18 protein-coding genes are annotated in these 18,871 nt (G+C 33.8%); 4 read left to right on the forward strand and 14 right to left on the reverse strand.

The window, feature by feature from the left end; genetic code table 11:
* Window positions 1-32: 32 nt before the first annotated feature.
* The gene (locus SJY30_RS06710) at window positions 33-1,661 is read left to right on the forward strand and encodes an acyl-CoA carboxylase subunit beta (RefSeq protein WP_396634803.1); all 1,629 of its coding nucleotides are present in this window, start codon (window positions 33-35) and stop codon (window positions 1,659-1,661) included.
* Window positions 1,662-1,849: 188 nt separating this feature from the next.
* Here the strand turns inward: SJY30_RS06710 and SJY30_RS06715 are convergent, their stop codons facing one another.
* Genes SJY30_RS06715 through SJY30_RS06730 form a run of 4 tightly spaced genes read right to left on the reverse strand, consistent with a single transcriptional unit; the run spans window position 1,850 to window position 6,278 of the window.
* A complete protein-coding gene (locus SJY30_RS06715) occupies window positions 1,850-3,199 on the reverse strand; it encodes a M24 family metallopeptidase (protein WP_396634804.1) in 1,350 nt (449 codons plus the stop codon).
* 40 nt (window positions 3,200-3,239) lie between these two features.
* Window positions 3,240-4,310 (reverse strand): AMP-binding protein, encoded by a 1,071-nt coding sequence (locus SJY30_RS06720; RefSeq protein ID WP_396634805.1) that lies wholly within the window; start codon window positions 4,308-4,310, stop codon window positions 3,240-3,242.
* Window positions 4,311-4,314: 4 nt separating this feature from the next.
* Window positions 4,315-5,235: a lysostaphin resistance A-like protein gene (locus SJY30_RS06725; RefSeq protein WP_396634806.1), complete on the reverse strand. Its 921-nt coding sequence runs from the start codon at window positions 5,233-5,235 to the stop codon at window positions 4,315-4,317.
* On the reverse strand, window positions 5,226-6,278 hold the full coding sequence (locus SJY30_RS06730) for an o-succinylbenzoate synthase (protein ID WP_396634807.1): 1,053 nt from the start codon (window positions 6,276-6,278) through the stop codon (window positions 5,226-5,228). Before SJY30_RS06730 ends, SJY30_RS06725 begins: the two co-directional genes overlap by 10 nt.
* A 54-nt stretch (window positions 6,279-6,332) precedes the next feature.
* Between SJY30_RS06730 and SJY30_RS06735 the strand changes: the two genes are divergently transcribed.
* Window positions 6,333-7,118, forward strand: coding sequence for an SDR family oxidoreductase (locus tag SJY30_RS06735; protein WP_396634808.1), 786 nt, complete (start codon window positions 6,333-6,335; stop codon window positions 7,116-7,118).
* Window positions 7,119-7,120: 2 nt separating this feature from the next.
* Here SJY30_RS06735 and SJY30_RS06740 read toward each other — a convergent pair whose 3' ends face one another.
* The 9 genes from SJY30_RS06740 to SJY30_RS06780 all read right to left on the reverse strand — a co-directional run bounded on the left by SJY30_RS06740 (window position 7,121) and on the right by SJY30_RS06780 (window position 16,624).
* Entirely contained in the window at window positions 7,121-9,091 is a 1,971-nt protein-coding gene (locus SJY30_RS06740) for a histidine kinase dimerization/phosphoacceptor domain -containing protein (RefSeq protein ID WP_396634809.1), read from the reverse strand.
* Window positions 9,092-9,490: 399 nt separating this feature from the next.
* Window positions 9,491-10,255 carry a LytR/AlgR family response regulator transcription factor gene (locus tag SJY30_RS06745; RefSeq protein ID WP_396634810.1) on the reverse strand — a complete coding sequence of 255 codons (765 nt, stop codon included), beginning with the start codon at window positions 10,253-10,255 and terminating at the stop codon, window positions 9,491-9,493.
* Window positions 10,256-10,287: 32 nt separating this feature from the next.
* Window positions 10,288-11,196: a 1,4-dihydroxy-2-naphthoate octaprenyltransferase gene (gene menA, locus SJY30_RS06750; RefSeq protein WP_396634811.1), complete on the reverse strand. Its 909-nt coding sequence runs from the start codon at window positions 11,194-11,196 to the stop codon at window positions 10,288-10,290.
* Window positions 11,196-11,804 carry an SPOR domain-containing protein gene (locus SJY30_RS06755; protein WP_396634812.1) on the reverse strand — a complete coding sequence of 203 codons (609 nt, stop codon included), beginning with the start codon at window positions 11,802-11,804 and terminating at the stop codon, window positions 11,196-11,198. The genes menA and SJY30_RS06755 overlap by 1 nt, the downstream gene beginning before the upstream one ends.
* A 172-nt stretch (window positions 11,805-11,976) precedes the next feature.
* Window positions 11,977-12,813, reverse strand: a complete 837-nt coding sequence (locus SJY30_RS06760) for a S1 RNA-binding domain-containing protein (protein WP_396634813.1) — start codon at window positions 12,811-12,813, stop codon at window positions 11,977-11,979.
* Between the two features lie 94 nt (window positions 12,814-12,907).
* Window positions 12,908-13,252: a DUF2853 family protein gene (locus SJY30_RS06765; protein ID WP_396634814.1), complete on the reverse strand. Its 345-nt coding sequence runs from the start codon at window positions 13,250-13,252 to the stop codon at window positions 12,908-12,910.
* Between the two features lie 34 nt (window positions 13,253-13,286).
* Window positions 13,287-15,038, reverse strand: coding sequence for a 2-succinyl-5-enolpyruvyl-6-hydroxy-3-cyclohexene-1-carboxylic-acid synthase (menD, locus tag SJY30_RS06770; protein ID WP_396634815.1), 1,752 nt, complete (start codon window positions 15,036-15,038; stop codon window positions 13,287-13,289).
* A gap of 49 nt (window positions 15,039-15,087) precedes the next feature.
* Entirely contained in the window at window positions 15,088-16,200 is a 1,113-nt protein-coding gene (locus tag SJY30_RS06775; RefSeq protein WP_396634816.1) for a chorismate-binding protein, read from the reverse strand.
* A gap of 1 nt (window position 16,201) precedes the next feature.
* Entirely contained in the window at window positions 16,202-16,624 is a 423-nt protein-coding gene (locus SJY30_RS06780; RefSeq protein WP_036153624.1) for a PaaI family thioesterase, read from the reverse strand.
* Window positions 16,625-16,688: 64 nt separating this feature from the next.
* Between SJY30_RS06780 and SJY30_RS06785 the strand changes: the two genes are divergently transcribed.
* Both SJY30_RS06785 and SJY30_RS06790 read left to right on the forward strand, forming a co-directional pair.
* On the forward strand, window positions 16,689-17,333 hold the full coding sequence (locus SJY30_RS06785; RefSeq protein WP_396634817.1) for an alpha/beta hydrolase: 645 nt from the start codon (window positions 16,689-16,691) through the stop codon (window positions 17,331-17,333).
* Complete coding sequence (locus SJY30_RS06790) at window positions 17,330-17,887, forward strand: GNAT family N-acetyltransferase (protein WP_396634818.1); 558 nt, start codon at window positions 17,330-17,332, stop codon at window positions 17,885-17,887. Before SJY30_RS06785 ends, SJY30_RS06790 begins: the two co-directional genes overlap by 4 nt.
* A 3-nt stretch (window positions 17,888-17,890) precedes the next feature.
* On the opposite strand, the gene SJY30_RS06795 is transcribed toward SJY30_RS06790, so the two are convergent.
* Entirely contained in the window at window positions 17,891-18,820 is a 930-nt protein-coding gene (locus SJY30_RS06795) for a hypothetical protein (protein WP_396634819.1), read from the reverse strand.
* Window positions 18,821-18,871 lie beyond the last annotated feature (51 nt).

The following is an 18,871-nucleotide window of genomic DNA, read 5'->3' on the forward strand; positions in this document are numbered from 1 at the left end:
ATCTTTATCGAAAGAAAAAGAAATTATACAGAATGGATTTAAAATTCAATCAAAACGAAGATAGGAATAAGTTATTATTATCAGACCTTAGAAGAAAGCTAAACGAGGTTTATTTAGGTGGGGGAAAAGCCAAAATAGCCAAGCAGCACGACCAGGGTAAAATGACGGCCAGAGAACGTATTGATTATCTTTTAGATCCCAAATCTGAACGAATAGAAGTCGGGGCTTTTGTAGGTGATGGCATGTATGAGGAACATGGTGGTTGCCCTTCTGGCGGAGTTGTTATCAAAATTGGCTATGTTCAGGGAAAGCAATGTATTGTTGTAGCCAATGATGCAACAGTAAAAGCCGGAGCATGGTTTCCGATAACCGCAAAGAAAAATTTAAGAGCCCAAGAAATAGCTATCGAGAACAAACTTCCAATCATTTACCTAGTAGATAGCGCGGGAGTATACTTGCCATTGCAAGATGAAATTTTCCCTGACAAAGAACACTTTGGGCGCATTTTTAGAAATAATGCGATTATGAGCAGTATGGGTATTACCCAAATATCGGCTGTTATGGGTAGTTGTGTTGCCGGTGGTGCTTATCTACCTATTATGAGCGATGAGGCTTTAATAGTTGATAAAACCGCAAGTATATTTTTGGCAGGTAGCTATTTGGTAAAAGCGGCTATTGGAGAAAGTATTGATAATGAAACTCTTGGCGGAGCAACTACGCATTGTGAAATTAGCGGAGTAACGGATTATAAAGCGAAAGACGATGCTGCCGCATTAGACACCATTAAGAATATAATGGATAAAATTGGTGATTTCCCAAAAGCGGGATACAACCGTAAGAAAAGTGTAAAGCCAAAAGAGAATCCGGATGATATTTACGGAATTCTACCGAGCTCAAGAGCCGAGCAGTATGACATGATGGAAATCATTAAACGATTGGTAGACGATTCTGGATTTGAAGAATACAAAGCCGGCTACGGACAAACTATAATAACCGGCTATGCACGTATAGACGGATGGGCAGTTGGTATTGTTGCCAATCAAAGAAAAGTTGTAAAAACCAAAAAAGGTGAAATGCAATTTGGCGGAGTAATCTATTCTGACTCCGCAGATAAATCAACCCGATTTATAGCCAACTGTAACCAAAAGAAAATTCCGTTAGTTTTCCTTCAAGATGTAACCGGTTTTATGGTCGGCAGCAAAAGTGAACATGGCGGTATTATTAAAGATGGCGCTAAAATGGTAAATGCGGTAAGTAACTCCGTCGTTCCAAAATTCACCATCGTCATAGGAAATAGCTACGGAGCAGGAAATTATGCCATGTGCGGTAAAGCTTATGACCCAAGATTAATTGTCGCTTGGCCAAGCGCAGAACTTGCTGTAATGAGTGGAAACTCGGCAGCAAAAGTATTATTACAAATTGAGAAGGCTTCTTTGAAAAAGAAAGGTGAAACCATTACCGAAGAAAAGGAAACTGAGCTATTCGATAAAATCAAGAAACGTTACGACAACCAAGTCTCTCCTTATTACGCAGCTTCCAGATTATGGACAGATGCCATTATAGATCCTAAAGACACCCGTAAATGGATATCAATGGGGATAGAGGCCGCTGATCATGCACCTATTGAAAAGCCTTTTAATATGGGGGTTTTGCAGGTGTAGTGTAGCTCACCCTTTAATAAATGAACAATAACTTAAAGTATTGATTAGGTAAATAAAAGTATTATTCACCTAATCAATATTTTGACAAGATTTTGTTTTTTTATTTAAATGAAGTATAAGACATATTTTAAATAAGATTCTTAAATTTTCTCAACAGACAACACGTATTTAAAATTATAACTGAAATACTAATTACCCTGATGTCCTTTTACTCTTGGTATCAACAAAAGTTCTGTTTGTCTACCATTAACATACCTAAAACCTTCTTCACCATAAAATCCGGCTTCTTCAAGCATGATACGTATATCTCTATTCCATTCTGGTATGTTAACCGTGGTATTTAATTCAATAGCATACACCGTGTTTGGATTTAAACCATAATTTTCACCGTCATCACGCATAACACCGCCCTGAGAATCCCACATACCGATTGTTGTACCTGCAGAATGACCGTAAAGTCCTAGTGGATGCGTATAAATGGAAGGTCTTAGTCCAGCAGATTTTGCTTCTTTTAATGACTTTGCTAGAATATCATTACCAGATCTGCCCTTAACCATATTGTTGGTCAAGAAATCTTGTACCCTATTCCCATCTTTTAATCCGTTCACCAAAAAGTCAGGCGCAGAAGTTTCTTCTGGCTTAAGTACATATGCCAATTCTTGACAGTCTGTATTTAAACGCAAATAAGTAATACCAAAATCGCAATGCACTAAATCTCCCGGTAGAATTACCATATCATCAGGCTTATTTGCAAAAGAATAGAATTCGCTTTTTTTACCCTTTTCACTTCTTTGAACATCTACGGTTGGGTGAAACCAAGTTTCCAACCCTATATCCGTAACTTTTTGTCTCATCCACCACACCACATCCGAGGTTGTTGTAACACCAGGCGTAATTACTTTCTCAGAAAAAGCCTCCGCAATAATGTCATGTGTAATATCTACCAATTGGTTATAAATAACCATTTCTCGCTCAGACCTTGTTTCAATCCAACGAACAGCCAATTGTTCTGCTGAAGTCACCTTAGAAGTGTATTTCTTAGGCAGATTAGCCATAAACTCTTCATAATCTGTCTTTACCAAGCCATCGGCAATATTGTGATCTGTAGAATAATTAAGTCCGATTTTCTTCGGATTTCTTTCGGAAATCAACTGCATTAATCGTGCCCACTGATTTGGTTCTTTCTCCTTATCCCACGCAGAAACAATATTCTTACCAACGTTGTAACGGGCTACAGCCAGCTTCTCTATAGTATTCTTTGCCTTATCTCTATAAAACAAAAGTATAGTTCTTCTACGGGCATTTAACCACGTAGCCGGAAGCATTGTCTTAATTACGGGATCTTCATTATATTCTCTTGAGATAACCACCCACATATCTAAGTCTGCGGCATCCATAAGTTCGGGCAGCAAATTATTGAAACGGTCGTCTAATATTTCATCTATAACCTGAGCTCTTTCTTTTTCAGTTAGAATTTGCTGAGCGTTTAATACATAACCTTGTGCAAAAAATAATAAGATAATTAATTGTTTGATCATTAGATAGTGGATTTTCTAATGATGAAAATAGTAGAATTATTTAAGGCTTCAAAATTTGTTCGAGAGTTTTAGAACGTTGTACTTTACCGTTTTCAGTTCTTTGAAATTCTTTTGCAACCAAAATATTCTTTGGCTTTTCGAACTTCTTAATATCTTGAATAGTATCAATTACTTTTTGAATCTCAGTTTTAGATGCATCCTCTACTACCAATACCACTTTTTGACCTAACTCTTCGTCTTCAACACCTATAATAAAAAAAGGAACATTTATATATTTGGAAAGTAATTTCTCTATATGTTCTGGATGTAATTTAACTCCCCCAGAATTAATTACATTATCAAATCTGCCTAGCCATTTAAATTCTGTCGTAGAAACCAATTCAATAACATCATTAGTTACTACAGGTTCGTCAGCAATCTTTGGAGCATTAATTACCAAACAGTTTCGGTCGTCTTTAGTTATTACAACATCTGGCAAGACAGAAAAAGGCATATCATCACTTACGATATTATTCAAAGGCTTAACTGCAATATGCGTTATAGTTTCTGTCATACCATAAGTCTCATAACTAGCATTTGAAATCTCTTTTATTTCCTTTCTTAAAGAAGTAGAAATAGGAGCGCCACCAACAAATAATTTATGCAATAGGGAAAGCTTAGTTAACGAATTAGCAACTTGTAAGGGTACCATAGCGCCAAAATCAAAAGACCTGTTTATACCTTCTAACGGATTTGAAGTAGGTGGAACGAAATGAATATCTAACCCTAACACCATAGCTCTAACTAACATCATTTTACCTGCAATATAAGTAGCAGGCAAGCACAACAATGCAGAAGAACCAGGAGATAAATTAAAATAGCTACCTGTTGCCAAGGCACTATTCTCCATATGACTCTTTTTTAAGACGATTGTTTTTGGAGTACCGGTAGAACCAGATGTATTTACCGAAATGGTAGGTGAATTATCTATCCAATCTAAAAGAAATTCTCCTATAAGCTTTTCAAATTCTTCTCCTTCTTTAATTAGACTATAACTTACTTCTGTTAAATCGGCAAAAGAAATAGACCTTCCATTAATGGAAAAACTTGGGTGCACTACAGCTTTATACATTGTACTAATTATCTAATTTTAAAAATTCTTCTTTAGATAACACCTTTCCAGCCAATTTTTCTTTCCAGTTAGTCCAAACATATTTTTTTGAAAAGATGATTAATAAAATAGGGAATACTATAAATACCGGCACCAAGACATCCCAACCTAAAATTGGGTCAGAAACATCCCTATAGAATGAATCAGTTTGAAAAGCAGTCCAGTCAGCAGTCAACAATAACGCTCCAATTAAATTATTAGCGGCATGAAAACCCAAAGCAAGTTCTAAACCTTCATCCATGAGTGTTATAATACCAAGAAAAAAACCAGTACCTATATAGTATATCATTATACCGTAACCCAGTTTCTCTACTTCAGGATTTCCCAAATGCATTAATCCAAATAATACAGAAGTGACAACTAAAGGTACCCATTTATTTTTGGCAGCAATACCCAATCCTTGCATCATATAACCTCTAAACAAATACTCCTCAAAGCTAGTTTGTAAAGGAATTAGGATTATCCCAATTAAAGCCAAACTTAAAAATGGCATCAGCTTAAAATTAAACAGGTAATCTTCAGGAGATAAATAAATACCTATAAAAGTTAAAATTATTGTTATCAATCCCCATACACCAAAGGCAAAAAAAACTCTTTTCCAATCTATTTTTTTTCTTGATGTCGTTAAACTAGTAATGCTCTGAGAGTGTACTAATTTCGTCCATCCCAGTACCACAAATAAACCCACAGCAAGTGGTACAAGTAAAATAATCAATACCAAATTAGAGCCTAAACTTGCTATCATTTGCTCCATACTATCCTCTACACTAACTGGAGATAATACGATTGCTATGTAGTTCATTATCATAAACCCAATAAAACAACCGGGAATAATTAAGTACTTCCATAATCCAATATCACCTTTATACCCCTGTTCTATATACATAAGCTTTCAATTAAATTTGTATTCCATTTTTTAGAGCTGTTATAAAACAAACCTCCATTATCAACCTCTAACGGACTCTCAATATTATTTGTGAATAGAGAACCGGTACCTAACCCTTGTGGCATTTTATTATTTAAAGTTGCCGTCCACTGGGCAATAGCATTTAAGCCAATATTACTCTCTAAGGCACTCGTTACCCACCACCCTATGTTATTCTCCTTCGCAATAGAAATCCATTCACCGCTTCCTGCAAAACCACCAACCAAACTTGGTTTCAAAATTATATATTGTGGTTGTATAGTTTGTAGCAACTCACCCTTCTTTGTTACATCGACCACGCCAATTAATTCTTCATCTAAAGCAATTGGCAAAGGTGTATTACTACAAAGCCTTTTCATTTCTTCAGTTTGCCCTTGTTTAATGGGTTGTTCTATAGAGTGTAAATCAAGTTTAGATAAAATATCTAGTTTAAATAAGGCCTCTTGTGGTGTAAATGCCCCGTTTGCATCAACCCTTAGTTCAATATCTTCTTTTGAATAGCGCTCTCTAATAGATTTCAGCAGGGCTATTTCAGTATCAAAATCAATTGCACCAATTTTCATCTTTATACAAGAAAAGCCATCCTTTAGTTTTTCTTCTATTTGTCTATGCATAAATACCCTATCCCCCATCCAAACCAATCCGTTTATAGCTATTGGCTTTTGATGACTTACAAAAGAAGAATCAAAGAGATGAAATGGATTTTTTGAGCGTAGCGACATAAAAGCCTGCTCTATCCCGAATTGAATACTTGGAAAATCTTGTAACTGCATTAACAGTTCAGTTTCTCCCAAATTGATGTTATGTGCTACCCAAGTACATTTTTCTTCATATTCAGGAACGTCATCAAAACTAAGACCTCTAAAAAGTCCGCATTCACCAATACCCCATTTTCCTTCTTCTTCTAAAAAAAGAAACCAAGTTTCTTTGGTTCTTAGAATTCCCCTAGAAGTTCCGCTCGGGTTTTTAAAATCTAAAAGATACTTTTTAAATGTTGCCTTCATATTATCCTTCAAATTTAACTATATTTTGAGTTTAAATAAGACGGAATGGACAGCATGAGCAATAAGGTATTTTGGATTACAGGGGCATCTTCAGGAATTGGGGAAGCATTAGCATACAAATTAAATGAACTTGGCGCTAAACTTATACTTTCTGCAAGAAGGGAGGCTGTGCTTATAGAAGTGAAAAATAGATGCGAGTTTTCTGATCATGCGGCTATTCTGCCTTTAGATTTAACCGAATTTGATTCTCTAGAAAACATCACCGCAAAGGCTTTTAATATTTATGGAAATATAGATGTTTTAATCAACAATGGCGGATTAAGCCAGCGTTCACTAATTATTGACACCAAATTTGAAGTCTACCAACAAATGATAGATGTTAATTATCTGGGTACTATAAAACTAACAAAGCATGTACTACCTAGTTTTATAGCACAAAAAAGCGGTCATTTCGTAACTATTACTAGCTTAATGGGTAAATTCTCATCACCCTATCGTTCCGGTTATTGTGGAGCTAAACATGCGTTACATGGCTTCTTTGATGCTTTACGAATGGAGCATGAAAAAGACAATATAAATGTTTCTATTATTTGCCCAGGGTTCATACAAACAAACGTTGCAAAAAATGCTTTGACCGGTGATGGCTCTGCTTTACAAAAAGAAGATAGCGCCACGGAAAACGGTATGCCTGTTAACGAATGTGCACAAGAAATTATCTCTGCAATTAAAAAGAAAAGATTTGAAACCTACATTGGTGGAAAAGAGAAATTCGGAATTTACCTTAAGAGATTCTTTCCTAGACTTTTACATAAAGTAGTCATGAAAAGTAAAGTTCGTTAAGCCTATTTAAAGTTAAACCAAAAACGTACACCTTCTTGGGTTTTATCGGTATTCAATGAAGTCTGAAGCTGATTTGCCAATCTGCTCATTAAACGAATACCCATAGAAGAACTTGCTCTTTCATCTGAATCTTCTGGTAAACCTATACCATTATCAGTATACTCAAAGAAGCCTTCTTGACCTGTAATTTTGCGTAAATGAATATATATTTTTCCATCGCTATCATCATTTGGAAAAGCATATTTGAATGAATTGGAAACCAATTCGTTTAATATGAGTCCGAATGGAATAGCCCTGTCAATATCTAATTCTACACCTTCGGCATCGATAGTAATATTAATATTATGACCGCCTTTTTTGTATACAGATTGAATGCTATTAATCAAGCTTTCAATATAACCTTGCATCTCAATGACAGATAAATCGTCATTTTGATATAATTTTTGGTGTATTAATGCCATGGCTTTCACCCTACTCTTACCTTCTTCTAATGCAGCAATAGCAGCTTTACTTCTAGTATTTTTAGTCTGCAGACTTAACAAACTAGATACCATTTGCAGGTTGTTTTTAACCCTATGGTGAATTTCTTTCAATAAAGAATCTTTCTCAACTAATGAGTTTTCAATAATGAATTTTTGCTCTGCGATTAAACGTTGGTTTTTAATACTCTTTAAATAGGCATAAACCAGACCGGCAAAACCAATAAGTGTAAAAATCAAGGATACGAATACCAAACTAATTTTATCATCCCTAGCTTTAATATCTTTTCTAGATTCTTCTAATTCAGCTTTTTGCTGATCTACCATTTTTCTAGAATTCTCTAAATCTTGTGCAACAACTGAAGTTAACTGTTGGTTTTTTATATTCGATTCTAATGCATCTATGGAGTCTCTAATTCTAATATTTTTCTTTAAATAGACCGTAGAGTTCTTAAAATCACCGGTTTTATAAAAATAATCGGCATAAATTCGATTACGCTTTAAAATATTATTGGTTTTTTTAGGATTTAGGTCATCACTTAAATAATCGGTTGCTTTGGCGTAGTCATCTAATTTTAAATAGCATTCTGATAAAGCAAGCGTATTCTCTATAATATCTGAAGAAAATTTACTTTTATTATATTTTTTAATGATATCCCTACTTTCTTCTAAAAACGGAATTGCCTTTTCATACTCTTCTAACTGCACATGGCTTTTACCTATATTACCTATAATCAAGCCATTTAAAATTCTACCATTTGTAATTTCCTTATCCGAACGCTCATTGGTAACATCACTAAGAAAAACCTTAATAAGTCCTTCTGCTTTTTTATAATAGCTTAATGCAGTAGCTGTTGACTTATCTAATCTTAGATAATCACCTATAGTATTGTTATAAATTGCCTGACCATAATAATCATCATCTTTAAGTACTTTCTTTTCTTCGGTCATATAATCACGCATAGCCTTTCTATACTGACCTAAACTTGCATAAATATCATAAAAGGCAACATTTTCAGTAAAACCTAGTTCGCGCTTTACTCGTCTAACCTCTATTTGCTTGTCATATAATTCAAGCATTTTATAATTACTATCCAAAATACCAAGAACAGCCTTTTTAGACTCTGCATCTAACTTTGATAAATCATCGAATAAAGGTCTTGCTATTGCCAAACTTTTCTGGTAGTTACCCAAATCATAATAAATTTGAGACTCGATGAGTTGATAATTACGAATGGAAGCTGAATCTTTAGTTTTTTCAGAACTATTTAAATACACTTTGACCGTATCTAACCAATCATATGGAGAATTCTGATTGTAACGATTAGGTGTGTTAAAAAAGAAGAAAGAACGCAATTCACCGTTCTCTAAATCTTGAAATTGCTTGTAGTAATCCTCATTTTGAGTTTCAACATTGTCTTGTGCAAAAACAAAGCATGTAAATACACCTAAAAACAAAGTGCAAATTAATCTCAAAATAATCTGTTTTTTCATATCTCCATAATAGTAAAATCAAACTTTTGAATTGAAGTCAATTTTACAATTTTTGTTGTGAGCCACCATTAAATGATTATCAAATAACCTAAAGCCCAAAAAGCGTGTTCTACGTACTTTTCATTTATTCATTAAAAATTGAAGGATATTGAGGTCTAAAAAATAAACGTTACATAAAACCTACAATTCTTAATATTTCAAAATTAAAAATAAGACATAGCTATATAGATTAAATGTTGTGTAACCCCATAAAATTGTTGTGAAACCTAATCACCTTTACAAATAACGTATTTCAACGATAAAAATAAACACTTTATCGATAAAAAATTACATTTCATCTATGGCGAAATCAAAAAAAAACACCCTAAAAGAGTGTTTTTATTATAATTTAATATGGTTTTAAGAATTCATAGCCGAGATGATAAATTCTTTAAAATCTTTAGATATAGGAATTAAAGTATTATTGATCATAATATCTTTAGAATTAATAGCATCTATATGATCAACATTTACGATGTACGACTTGTGAGCCCTATAAAATTTATTTTGAGGTAATTTTTCTAAATAGTCTTTTAATGGAGAACGTACTAAAAACTTTTTATCTACCGTATTCACTTCTAAATACACGTTATCAGCTTTTATAAATTGAATATCTCCAAATTGTATTCTATAATATAGGTGCTGTTTTTTAACGAAAATAGAGTCTTTTAAAATTGAATTAGACATTGCAACATCTTCATTGCTGGTTGCATTTGCCGCGCCATTATTGGCAACAGTTTGTTTTCCATAAATGAAGTTAGATAATGCAATTTCTATAGATGTATATAAATCTTGTTGCTCAAATGGTTTAACCAAGTAACCATTTGGCTTTACTGTTTTAGCATTTTCAACTGTTGCACGGTCAGAATTAGAGGTTACGAAAATAAAAGGAATATCATAATTCTCTCTTATGTGCTTACCCAAGTCAATACCAGTTTTATCTGAAGCTAATATGATATCGATCAATACTAAATCTACCTGCTGCGTTTTTAGAACTTCAACAGCCTGTTCGTAAACAATTACGTTATCGACTATTTCATATCCTATCTCCTCTAACATAGATTGCATATCATCGGCGATGATAACATTATCCTCAACAATTAGAATTTTTATGGGTTGTTCCAAGGTTTAAATTGGTTTGTGGGTTATACTCAAAATTACAAAAAATAAAAATAACTAATAAAAAACAACAGGGCGATGAAAAAGGTACTTAAAGCTAATTTTTTAAGCTCTGGATCAAGTTCTGCCTCGTTATTTGTAACTACCACTTTTCTTAAATGTATAAATACAAAAAGGTAGCCAGTAAGACTTACATAACGTAAATGTGAGCCATTTGTTGTAAGAAGAAAACAAAACAGGCACAAAAAAGATATAATCAATAGTGTATAATGGTACCTTTTAGCTTTAGACAAACCCATTTTAACGACCAAGGTATTCTTACCTACGGCAGCATCTGATTTAATGTCTCTCATATTATTCAGATTAAGTACTCCTACACTTAAAAGCCCTATTGAAATAGCCGGTAAAAAGGTCATAAAAGAAATAGCTTTTAGGTACAAAAACATAGAACCTAGAACACTGACCAAACCAAAAAAAATAAAAACAAAAACATCGCCAAGCCCGTTATAACCATAAGCCGACTTACCAACGGTATATTTGATTGCAGCCCAAATCGCGAATCCTCCCAATATTAAAAATACTAGGGGATATAGCATATTTTCTAAACCAAATGAGGTTACAATTAAAGCTACAATGAGAATTACATTTACTATAATACTAATATAGATACCAGATTTTAATTGTGATGCTGTTAAAAGACCACTTTGTAGAGCGCGTTTTGGTCCAAGCCTATCGTCACCATCGGTACCTTTTACCCCATCGCCATAATCATTGGCAAAATTGGAAGTTACTTGTAGCCCAATTGTGGTCAAAATCGCTAAAATAAAAATAGTGGAATTCGTTATTCCGTGATATGCTGCCAGAGCAGTACCTACAAGTATACCTGAAATGGATAATGGAAGTGTTCTTAGTCTTGCTGCATTGAGCCAAGCTTTAACTATTGCCACTAATACGGATCTTCTATTTGAACTCTTTTACCGTCTTGATATGAAGCTACAAAAGCATCTCCAAAACCAATATTTACCAATTGCTTTCTAAAAGATTGCGCTTCTTCTAAAGTTTCAAAATTACCAAGAGAATAAGAGTAAAATGGATTGGTTTTAACGAAGAGCGTATTGGTCAAAGCTTCTGAAGCTAAAGTAACATTATTATCTACGAAAGATTTTACCTGAACAGAATATATCTTTTCTTTCTGTAAAAATTCTTTTGCTAAATAAAATTCCTTTACTAAGCTTAATTCTTCGTTTTGCTCTTTTAAATTCTCTAAACGGGTTCTAATGGCATCTACACTATCTATTGAAGTCAATACCAAATCGTTAGAAGTATTTCTACCGAAACCACCTGAACTAGAAATACCTGCTGTATAAGAGGTAAATGCTAATCCACCGATAATAAAAAAAGCAGTTATACCCGCAAAAATATTACGTTGGATCTTACTCTTCTTTAGTTCTTTGTTTTTAAACTTTATTTGATCTAATAAACGCTCGTTAATAATCTGAGCTTTATCGACATCTTTATGTAATTCTAGTAAATCACTCTCTTCTATAAAAGGCATATATACAGGGGTAATTTTTAAGCTTAAAACTTAAATGTAAGCTAAAAATTGTTAATAATTTTTTATTTACAACAAAAATAAAATTAATTGTAAGGTATTACAAAAAACTAGACGTTTATTTAAGATATTCTGTTGAAAATCAATTATCAAAGATTTTTCCTACAATTGTGACTTAATCATCTGAAAGTGAAATACCATCAGATTCAATCTTAATTTTTCGTTCTCTATACAAGGTACCCAGACCCTTTTTAAATGTCTTTTTACTCATTTGAAAAACATCCCTAATTTCTTCTGGTGCAGATTTATCATGTAAACCTAGAAAACCACCGCTTTCAACAAGAACTTCATATATCTTTTTTGCAGCGGGTTCCAACACTTTTGCTCCTAGCGGCTGTAGTGAAATATCTAATTTATTATCCTTTCTAATGGTTTTGATGCAACCAGGTATTACATCGCCTATATTTATTGGCTTAAATACTTCGTTAAAATAGACTAGACCTTTATGCTTTTCATTAACAATTACCTCCCAACCTAAATCGGTTTGTCTGGTAACGACCAAATCTACCATTTCCCATTCTTTAAGGTCAATTGTATCATTACTTAAAAATTTATCTAGCTTATTAGATGCTACCAATCTACCAGAACGTTCATCTAAATAACAATGAACTACATACCACTGCCCTTCTTTCATTTTTACGCGTTGCTCACGAAAAGGTACTAAAAGATGCTTTTCAAGACCCCATTGCATAAACGCACCAAATTCATTAACCTCAGCTACTTGTAGCAATCTAAACTCGCCCAGCATAATATCTGGCTCCAAGGTAGTTGCAACAGGTCTTTCATCATAATCCAAATAGCAGAAAACCTTAATTTTCTCACCTATCTCATATGCCTTAGGCACATATTTATTTGGCAACAATACATCATTTCCTTCTTCATCTCCCAAAAAAAGACCTACACTGGTGTCTCTTAAAATCTCAAGGTTGTTTATACGTCCTAATTCTATCATGCTGCAAAATTACATTTTAAATATTTAAAAACTTAGCCTAAAAAAAAAGACCGTTACCAAAAAGGCAACGGTCTTTAATTTATTTATCATCTGACTATTTATCGTAAACAGATTCTTTTTTGAAATGTTGACAAAGCTTGTAATAAATAACCGCTCTATGCTTATTTCTGTTAGATGAACCATACTTGTCCATAACAGATGCAAGTGCCTCGTCTAATTCAGCATTGTCAGGAAGACCTAACTTCTTGATCAAGTAATTGTTCTTTACAGTATCCAATTCTTTTTGATCACTACCTGATACTTTCGAAGCATCAATGTTGTAAATAGATGGCCCAAGACCAACAGTTACCTTTTTAAGCAAGTCCATATCTGCATTTTCACCAAACTTATCTTTGATATCTGCAGCATACTTTTCGATTAAATCGTCTCTTTTACTCATGTTAAATGTGTTATAATTAATGGTTAATACTCCACTAAGATATGAAACGAAAATAATCAATCAAAATTTTATCGTTTATTATTGTAGGTGTAGTAATTTCCAGTAATTGCGGACAACTGGACACTTTGAAAAAGTTACTCAATTCATCATGTAGTTCTGTAGATGATTCTGCTGATCTATAATCAAAGCCGTACATAGCACAAAGGTGTTCGGCAGTTAAAGTATGTCTTGTCTCAAAATAAGTTTCAAAAACATCTGAATTCTCTTTTCCTGGAAGTATTCTAAAAATTCCCCCTCCATTATTATTAATGACAATAATTCTAAAATCAGGCTTTAAATAGCTATTCCACAACGCATTACTATCATAAAAGAAACTTAGATCACCTGAAATAAATAGTGTAGGTGTACTACTTACCATAGATGCACCTATTGCTGTAGAAGTACTACCATCAATACCACTTGTACCTCTATTACAAAATACTTTTAAGGTAGGATTTAAATGAAACAACTGCGTATATCTAATGGTAGAACTGTTAGCTAATTGTAACATATAATCATTAGGTATAGCTGCCAAAATATGTTCAAAAGCCAAGAAGTCCGAAAACGGAATTTCTTTTAAATAAGCCTCTCTTTTTTGTTCATAGCGCTGTTTTACCAAATTCCAATGAGAAAAATAATCACTTTTTATAGTCGAATCAACCGAATACATTTCATTAAAAAAATCATGTACAGGAACTTTAATGTGCTCTTCTAAACAAAAGAAAGTATCGTTTGCGAATTGACCATCAACATGCCAATGGTGTTCTGGTGAATGATCTCTTAAAAATGCCTTTACTTTTTTTGAAACTATGAGGCCGCCAAAAGTTATTAGTACTTCTGGTTTTAGTTTTTCAAATTCCAATTCTCTGTCGGCATGCATTTCAATGGGAGCGACTAAAGAATCAATACTATTAAAAAAATTATGATTATGAATGTTAGATGTTGTTTCCGTTAGTACTAAAACACTGGGATCATTAGCTAATTTTTCTAGCAACGTATCTGAAATAATATTTGGAGTATTTACCCCAACTAAAATCATTTTACGAGAAGCGGAGTTCCAAATACTTTTGTGCTGATCTAAATTAACAATATTATCTACTGCAGCAGGTAGAGCACTAATCTGCGGAGCTATTGTAGGCTCTGAGAGTGTATCATACAAGGGCTCTTCAAAAGGGGCATTTATATGAACGGGACTATTCTTGGTCAATGCAATTTCTAAAGCGAGATTTAATTCGCCGTCATTATAATTTTGAACTTCCTGTTGAACCTGGTTTATGTCCCTATCGCAAATCCACTCTGGCTTATACTGTAAAACCTTTGATGTAGCATGACTGACATCTTGCTTTAAATTGGCTGAATATCTAATATGATTTTCAAATACATGTTGCTGATTGATGGTTTGCCCATCCCCTATTCCTAATTTATAAACCGGTCTATCGGCAGAAATAATCAATAGCGGAATATTACTAAAATACGCCTCTGCAACTGCAGGATAATAATTTAGTAATGCACTGCCCGATGTACATAAAATTACAACAGGCTCTTGTAATTGTTGTGCCATACCTAATGCAAAAAAAGCGGCACAACGCTCATCTACTATACTATAACAAGTAAAAAAAGGATTCTCTGCAAAGGCTATTGTCAGTGGTGCATTTCTTGACCCTGGCGATATTACGATATTAGAAATATTCTTTGCCTGGCAATGTTGAACAATAGATTGTGCGGTAGGTATAGCGGAATATTTCATGTAGTTCAAAAATACGACCAAAGCAGGTCATTACCCAAAACTTAAGTATCTATTTACCATCTAGAACCCTAAACATGGTATTACTTTTCAAAGCCGTTTCTTCCCATTCTTTTTCAGGTATAGAATCACTAGTAATACCGCCACCTACATAAATCTCAACTTTCTCTTTGAACAATTGCATGCAGCGTAGATTTACAAAAAGCTCTGAGGTTTTCATAACACTTCTATAAGCACTATTCTCTTGGTTACGACGGTTGCTATTTCTTGGCAGTTCTGTTTTTGTATTCAGCTCACCTAAAAATCCGGTGTAAAAATTTCGTTCATACAATTCGTTTTCTAAAATAAAATTCTTTGCATTTTCTAACGGACTACCGCATACTGCCGGTGTTGGGTGTAGTGCTTTTAATATATCACCAAATTTATTCGGTGCAAAGGCGCCTTTAATTTCAGTACGAAGATGCCAAAGCTGGCCTGCCTTAACAGACTCTCGTTCAGAACTATTTAGAGAAATAACCTTATCTTTTAAAGTATCCAAAATATAATCGGTTACCAATTGCTGTTCATCCAATTCTTTCTCTGCCCACATTGGTTCATTAGCACCTATTGCATTTTGTGTACCTGCCAAAGACATTGTAGTAAACTGAGTACCATTACTTTTTATCAAGATTTCTGGGGTAGCACCCATCCAAATTCCAATTTTTGGGTGGTACCAAAAGTAGCAGAATGCTTTTTTATATACTTGAAGAATTCGCTGATACACTTCAAAGTAATTGTCTTTGACATCAACTTCTATTTTCCTAGACAGAACAACTTTATTGAAATCACCTTTACCAATTCTCTCAATGGCTTTAGATATTAAAATAAGATATCTTTCCTTTTCTGTAGCTTCGCTTTCCGGTATGTTTTTCTCACTGACCTGAAATTCGTCATTTAAATTTAACGGAACCTTATCTACGGCATCCATTTTCATTAAAATAGCATCTGAATTCAAATCGAACGGAGCAAAAACGAATCCTGTTTCCGTGAAATCCATAACCTTATGAACGTCATCGTTATTTTGAAAAACGCCGACCAATTCAATATCATTAGGTTTGCTATATAACACAAACGGCAACTGCTCTTTCAAGCAATTTTCAGCTCTATGAAAAAGTTCTTGCATCATACTACTTTCTAGGTAAAGCGATAGTAGTTAATTTACAAAGAGAGACCAGTTGATCATCTTCGTTGGTCACCCTAATCTCCCATAATTGGGTAGTTCTACCTTTGTGTAAGATGGTTGCTCTGGCATAAACGAATCCTTCTTTTACACTTTTAACGTGATTTGCAGAAATCTCCAAACCTCTAACAAAAAATTTGTTACCATCTAAAAAAACATAAGATGCCGCACTACCAACACTCTCTGCCAATGCAGCGGTTGCCCCACCATGTAAAACTCCGTCTGGCTGATGGACTTTTGGAGTAACAGGCATTTTAGCCAACAAAAAATCTTCCCCTACATCTATGTATTCGATTTCTAAAGTCTGCATTAAGGTATCTTTAGAAGATTCGTTACAAATCTTTAGAATTTTCTCTTTGTAGTCGTTCATCCTTTTTTTTGTAAAATTAAGCATTACATTACCAACAGAAAAGTATAACAGTAATGATAGATTCATGGAGAACCAGATAAAAAATGTTACTTATAAAACTACGAATACGTATGAAACTTTAAATGAATTAAATAGCGATACAAAACAAGTTTGGATTGTTTTTCATGGCATAGGATTCTTAAGTAGATTCTTCTTAAAGTATTTCAACGAACTGCCTAAGAAAGAAAATTATATTATAGCACCACAAGCACCTTCTAAATACTATTTAAAGAATGAATACAAGCATGTAGGAGCAAGTTGGTTAACAAAAGAAAATACGGCACAAGAAACCAAGAATCTCTATAATTATTTAGATGCCGTATTAGAGAATGAAAAGCTTCCGTCTGATTGTAATATTTTTTTCTTCGGATTTTCACAAGGTATTTCTATAGCACTGCGTTATCTGGCGTATTCCGAATTAAGTTGTTCCAAATTGATTCTATACGCAGGCGGAATTCCCAAGGAATTAAGAACAGCTAATTTCAACCACTTGAAAAGTGACACCGAAATTATTTCAGTTTTCGGAAGCCAAGATGAGTACCTTACACCAAATAGATTAGCAGAAGAGAATAACAAACTTAAAACACTTTTTGGGGACCGTATTAAAAACATCACTTTTGATGGCGGACACGAGGTTAAGAAAGAGATTATAAATCAATTGGCAAAATGAACTATACACCAACCTTAGAAAACGAACGGGTTATATTGAGTCCGTTAACCTTAGAAAATTACGAAAAGCTGATTCCTATTGCTTCACAGAAAAAATTGGTTCAATACTCCCCTTCTGATATTGAAACACCAAGCAGATTAAAAAATTATGTAGAAACGGCATTGCAGCAATTAGCAGTAGGCTCAAGCATACCGTTTATCATTTATGATAGAGAACATAATACTTTTGCAGGTTCTACCCGCTTTATGCATATCAACAGTAAAAATAAAGTACTACACATTGGTTCTACTTGGATAGGACGTGAATTTCAGGGTACTGGTTTAAATACTGAAATGAAAAAGCTGATGCTAGCATATGCTTTTACTACCTTGGATTTTGAAAAAATTGAATTCCGTGTAGATGAAAGAAATACGGCATCAAGAAAAGCAGTAGAAAAACTAGGATGCACCTTAGAAGGCATACTTAGAAAAGACGTGTACCTATTAGATGGTTTTAAAAGAAATACATGCTGTTATGGCCTTCTGCAAGAAGAATGGTTAAGTACCAATAAATAAGCTTTATTCTTCAACAATTTTCGTATCTGCTGGATAATAAGTGATTTTTCTAGTTGTATATGTATTATCTGGCGTTACAATTTGCTTGATCCAGTTGCCTTCTTCAGAATTATCATATTGATAGATGTATTCTTTCTTTATAATACCGGCACCTCTTTTAGCTGTTCCAGCAATCAACATACCTTTTTCGTCGTATTCATAGGTCGTACGGGTAGTTGGCTCAAATTTTTTCAATTCAGAATTGTATTCAAACTCTTGTTGCGCCATTAGTTTATCATCCATACTAAACACTTCTTCAAAAGCACTACTCTCTTCACCATTTAAATACTCTTTGGTCAAAACTACTCGTTGAACTGGTTTATTCGTTGGTTTCAAGGTTGATGTACGAATAGATTTTAGAGGAACATCATTTAATAAGTAAGTAACGGTATTTTCTCCTTTGAACTTCTTATGCTCTACTTGAGTAATATCTGTACCATCATTGTTGGTTCTCTCAATACTGGCTAAATCTCCAAACTCATCATACCCATATATATACTGATCTAAAAACTGCTTATCGTAAGAAAATATACGCTCCTGAATACTTAAATTATCAGTAGAATCAATTTCATAAAAATGGGCTATAGACGTGCTTGGGTCAAAAGTATTGTTCCTATAAGATTCCGCTCTTTTCTCTAAAAGTTCTCCTTTACTATACTTATAATAAACAACATCATAATCTGCTTCATTATACCTAGTAACAGATTTGGTCAGTAAGCCGTTCTTATTAAAGTCGTATTCTTCTTTACCGTAATCGGTACTTACCAAACATACTTTTACATCACCTTTTAAATCAAAATCTTCTATTGTAAAGATTTGAATTTCTTGACCTTTGACAATAGTGAAAGCTGCCATAAAAACCGATAAAAACAGAAAGTGTCGTTTCTTAACCATACTACAAAATTACTTTATTAATAATAGGCATAAAAGAATATCCTATAAAAG

Origin of the sequence: Maribacter sp. R86514 (assembly GCF_044597005.1) — a bacterium.
In the GTDB taxonomy this organism is placed as follows: domain Bacteria; phylum Bacteroidota; class Bacteroidia; order Flavobacteriales; family Flavobacteriaceae; genus Maribacter.

Coding starts and splice junctions, on each gene's coding strand:
- SJY30_RS06735 (WP_396634808.1), top strand. CDS start 6,333: ATGAGCAATAAGGTATTTTGGATTACAGGGGCATCTTCAGGAATTGGG.
- SJY30_RS06730 (WP_396634807.1), bottom strand. CDS start 6,278: ATGAAGGCAACATTTAAAAAGTATCTTTTAGATTTTAAAAACCCGAGC.
- SJY30_RS06785 (WP_396634817.1), top strand. CDS start 16,689: ATGGAGAACCAGATAAAAAATGTTACTTATAAAACTACGAATACGTAT.
- menD (WP_396634815.1), bottom strand. CDS start 15,038: ATGAAATATTCCGCTATACCTACCGCACAATCTATTGTTCAACATTGC.
- SJY30_RS06715 (WP_396634804.1), bottom strand. CDS start 3,199: ATGATCAAACAATTAATTATCTTATTATTTTTTGCACAAGGTTATGTA.
- SJY30_RS06720 (WP_396634805.1), bottom strand. CDS start 4,310: ATGTATAAAGCTGTAGTGCACCCAAGTTTTTCCATTAATGGAAGGTCT.
- SJY30_RS06755 (WP_396634812.1), bottom strand. CDS start 11,804: ATGCCTTTTATAGAAGAGAGTGATTTACTAGAATTACATAAAGATGTC.
- SJY30_RS06795 (WP_396634819.1), bottom strand. CDS start 18,820: ATGGTTAAGAAACGACACTTTCTGTTTTTATCGGTTTTTATGGCAGCT.
- SJY30_RS06740 (WP_396634809.1), bottom strand. CDS start 9,091: ATGAAAAAACAGATTATTTTGAGATTAATTTGCACTTTGTTTTTAGGT.
- SJY30_RS06760 (WP_396634813.1), bottom strand. CDS start 12,813: ATGATAGAATTAGGACGTATAAACAACCTTGAGATTTTAAGAGACACC.
- SJY30_RS06765 (WP_396634814.1), bottom strand. CDS start 13,252: ATGAGTAAAAGAGACGATTTAATCGAAAAGTATGCTGCAGATATCAAA.
- SJY30_RS06775 (WP_396634816.1), bottom strand. CDS start 16,200: ATGATGCAAGAACTTTTTCATAGAGCTGAAAATTGCTTGAAAGAGCAG.
- SJY30_RS06790 (WP_396634818.1), top strand. CDS start 17,330: ATGAACTATACACCAACCTTAGAAAACGAACGGGTTATATTGAGTCCG.
- SJY30_RS06710 (WP_396634803.1), top strand. CDS start 33: ATGGATTTAAAATTCAATCAAAACGAAGATAGGAATAAGTTATTATTA.
- SJY30_RS06780 (WP_036153624.1), bottom strand. CDS start 16,624: ATGAACGACTACAAAGAGAAAATTCTAAAGATTTGTAACGAATCTTCT.
- SJY30_RS06725 (WP_396634806.1), bottom strand. CDS start 5,235: ATGTATATAGAACAGGGGTATAAAGGTGATATTGGATTATGGAAGTAC.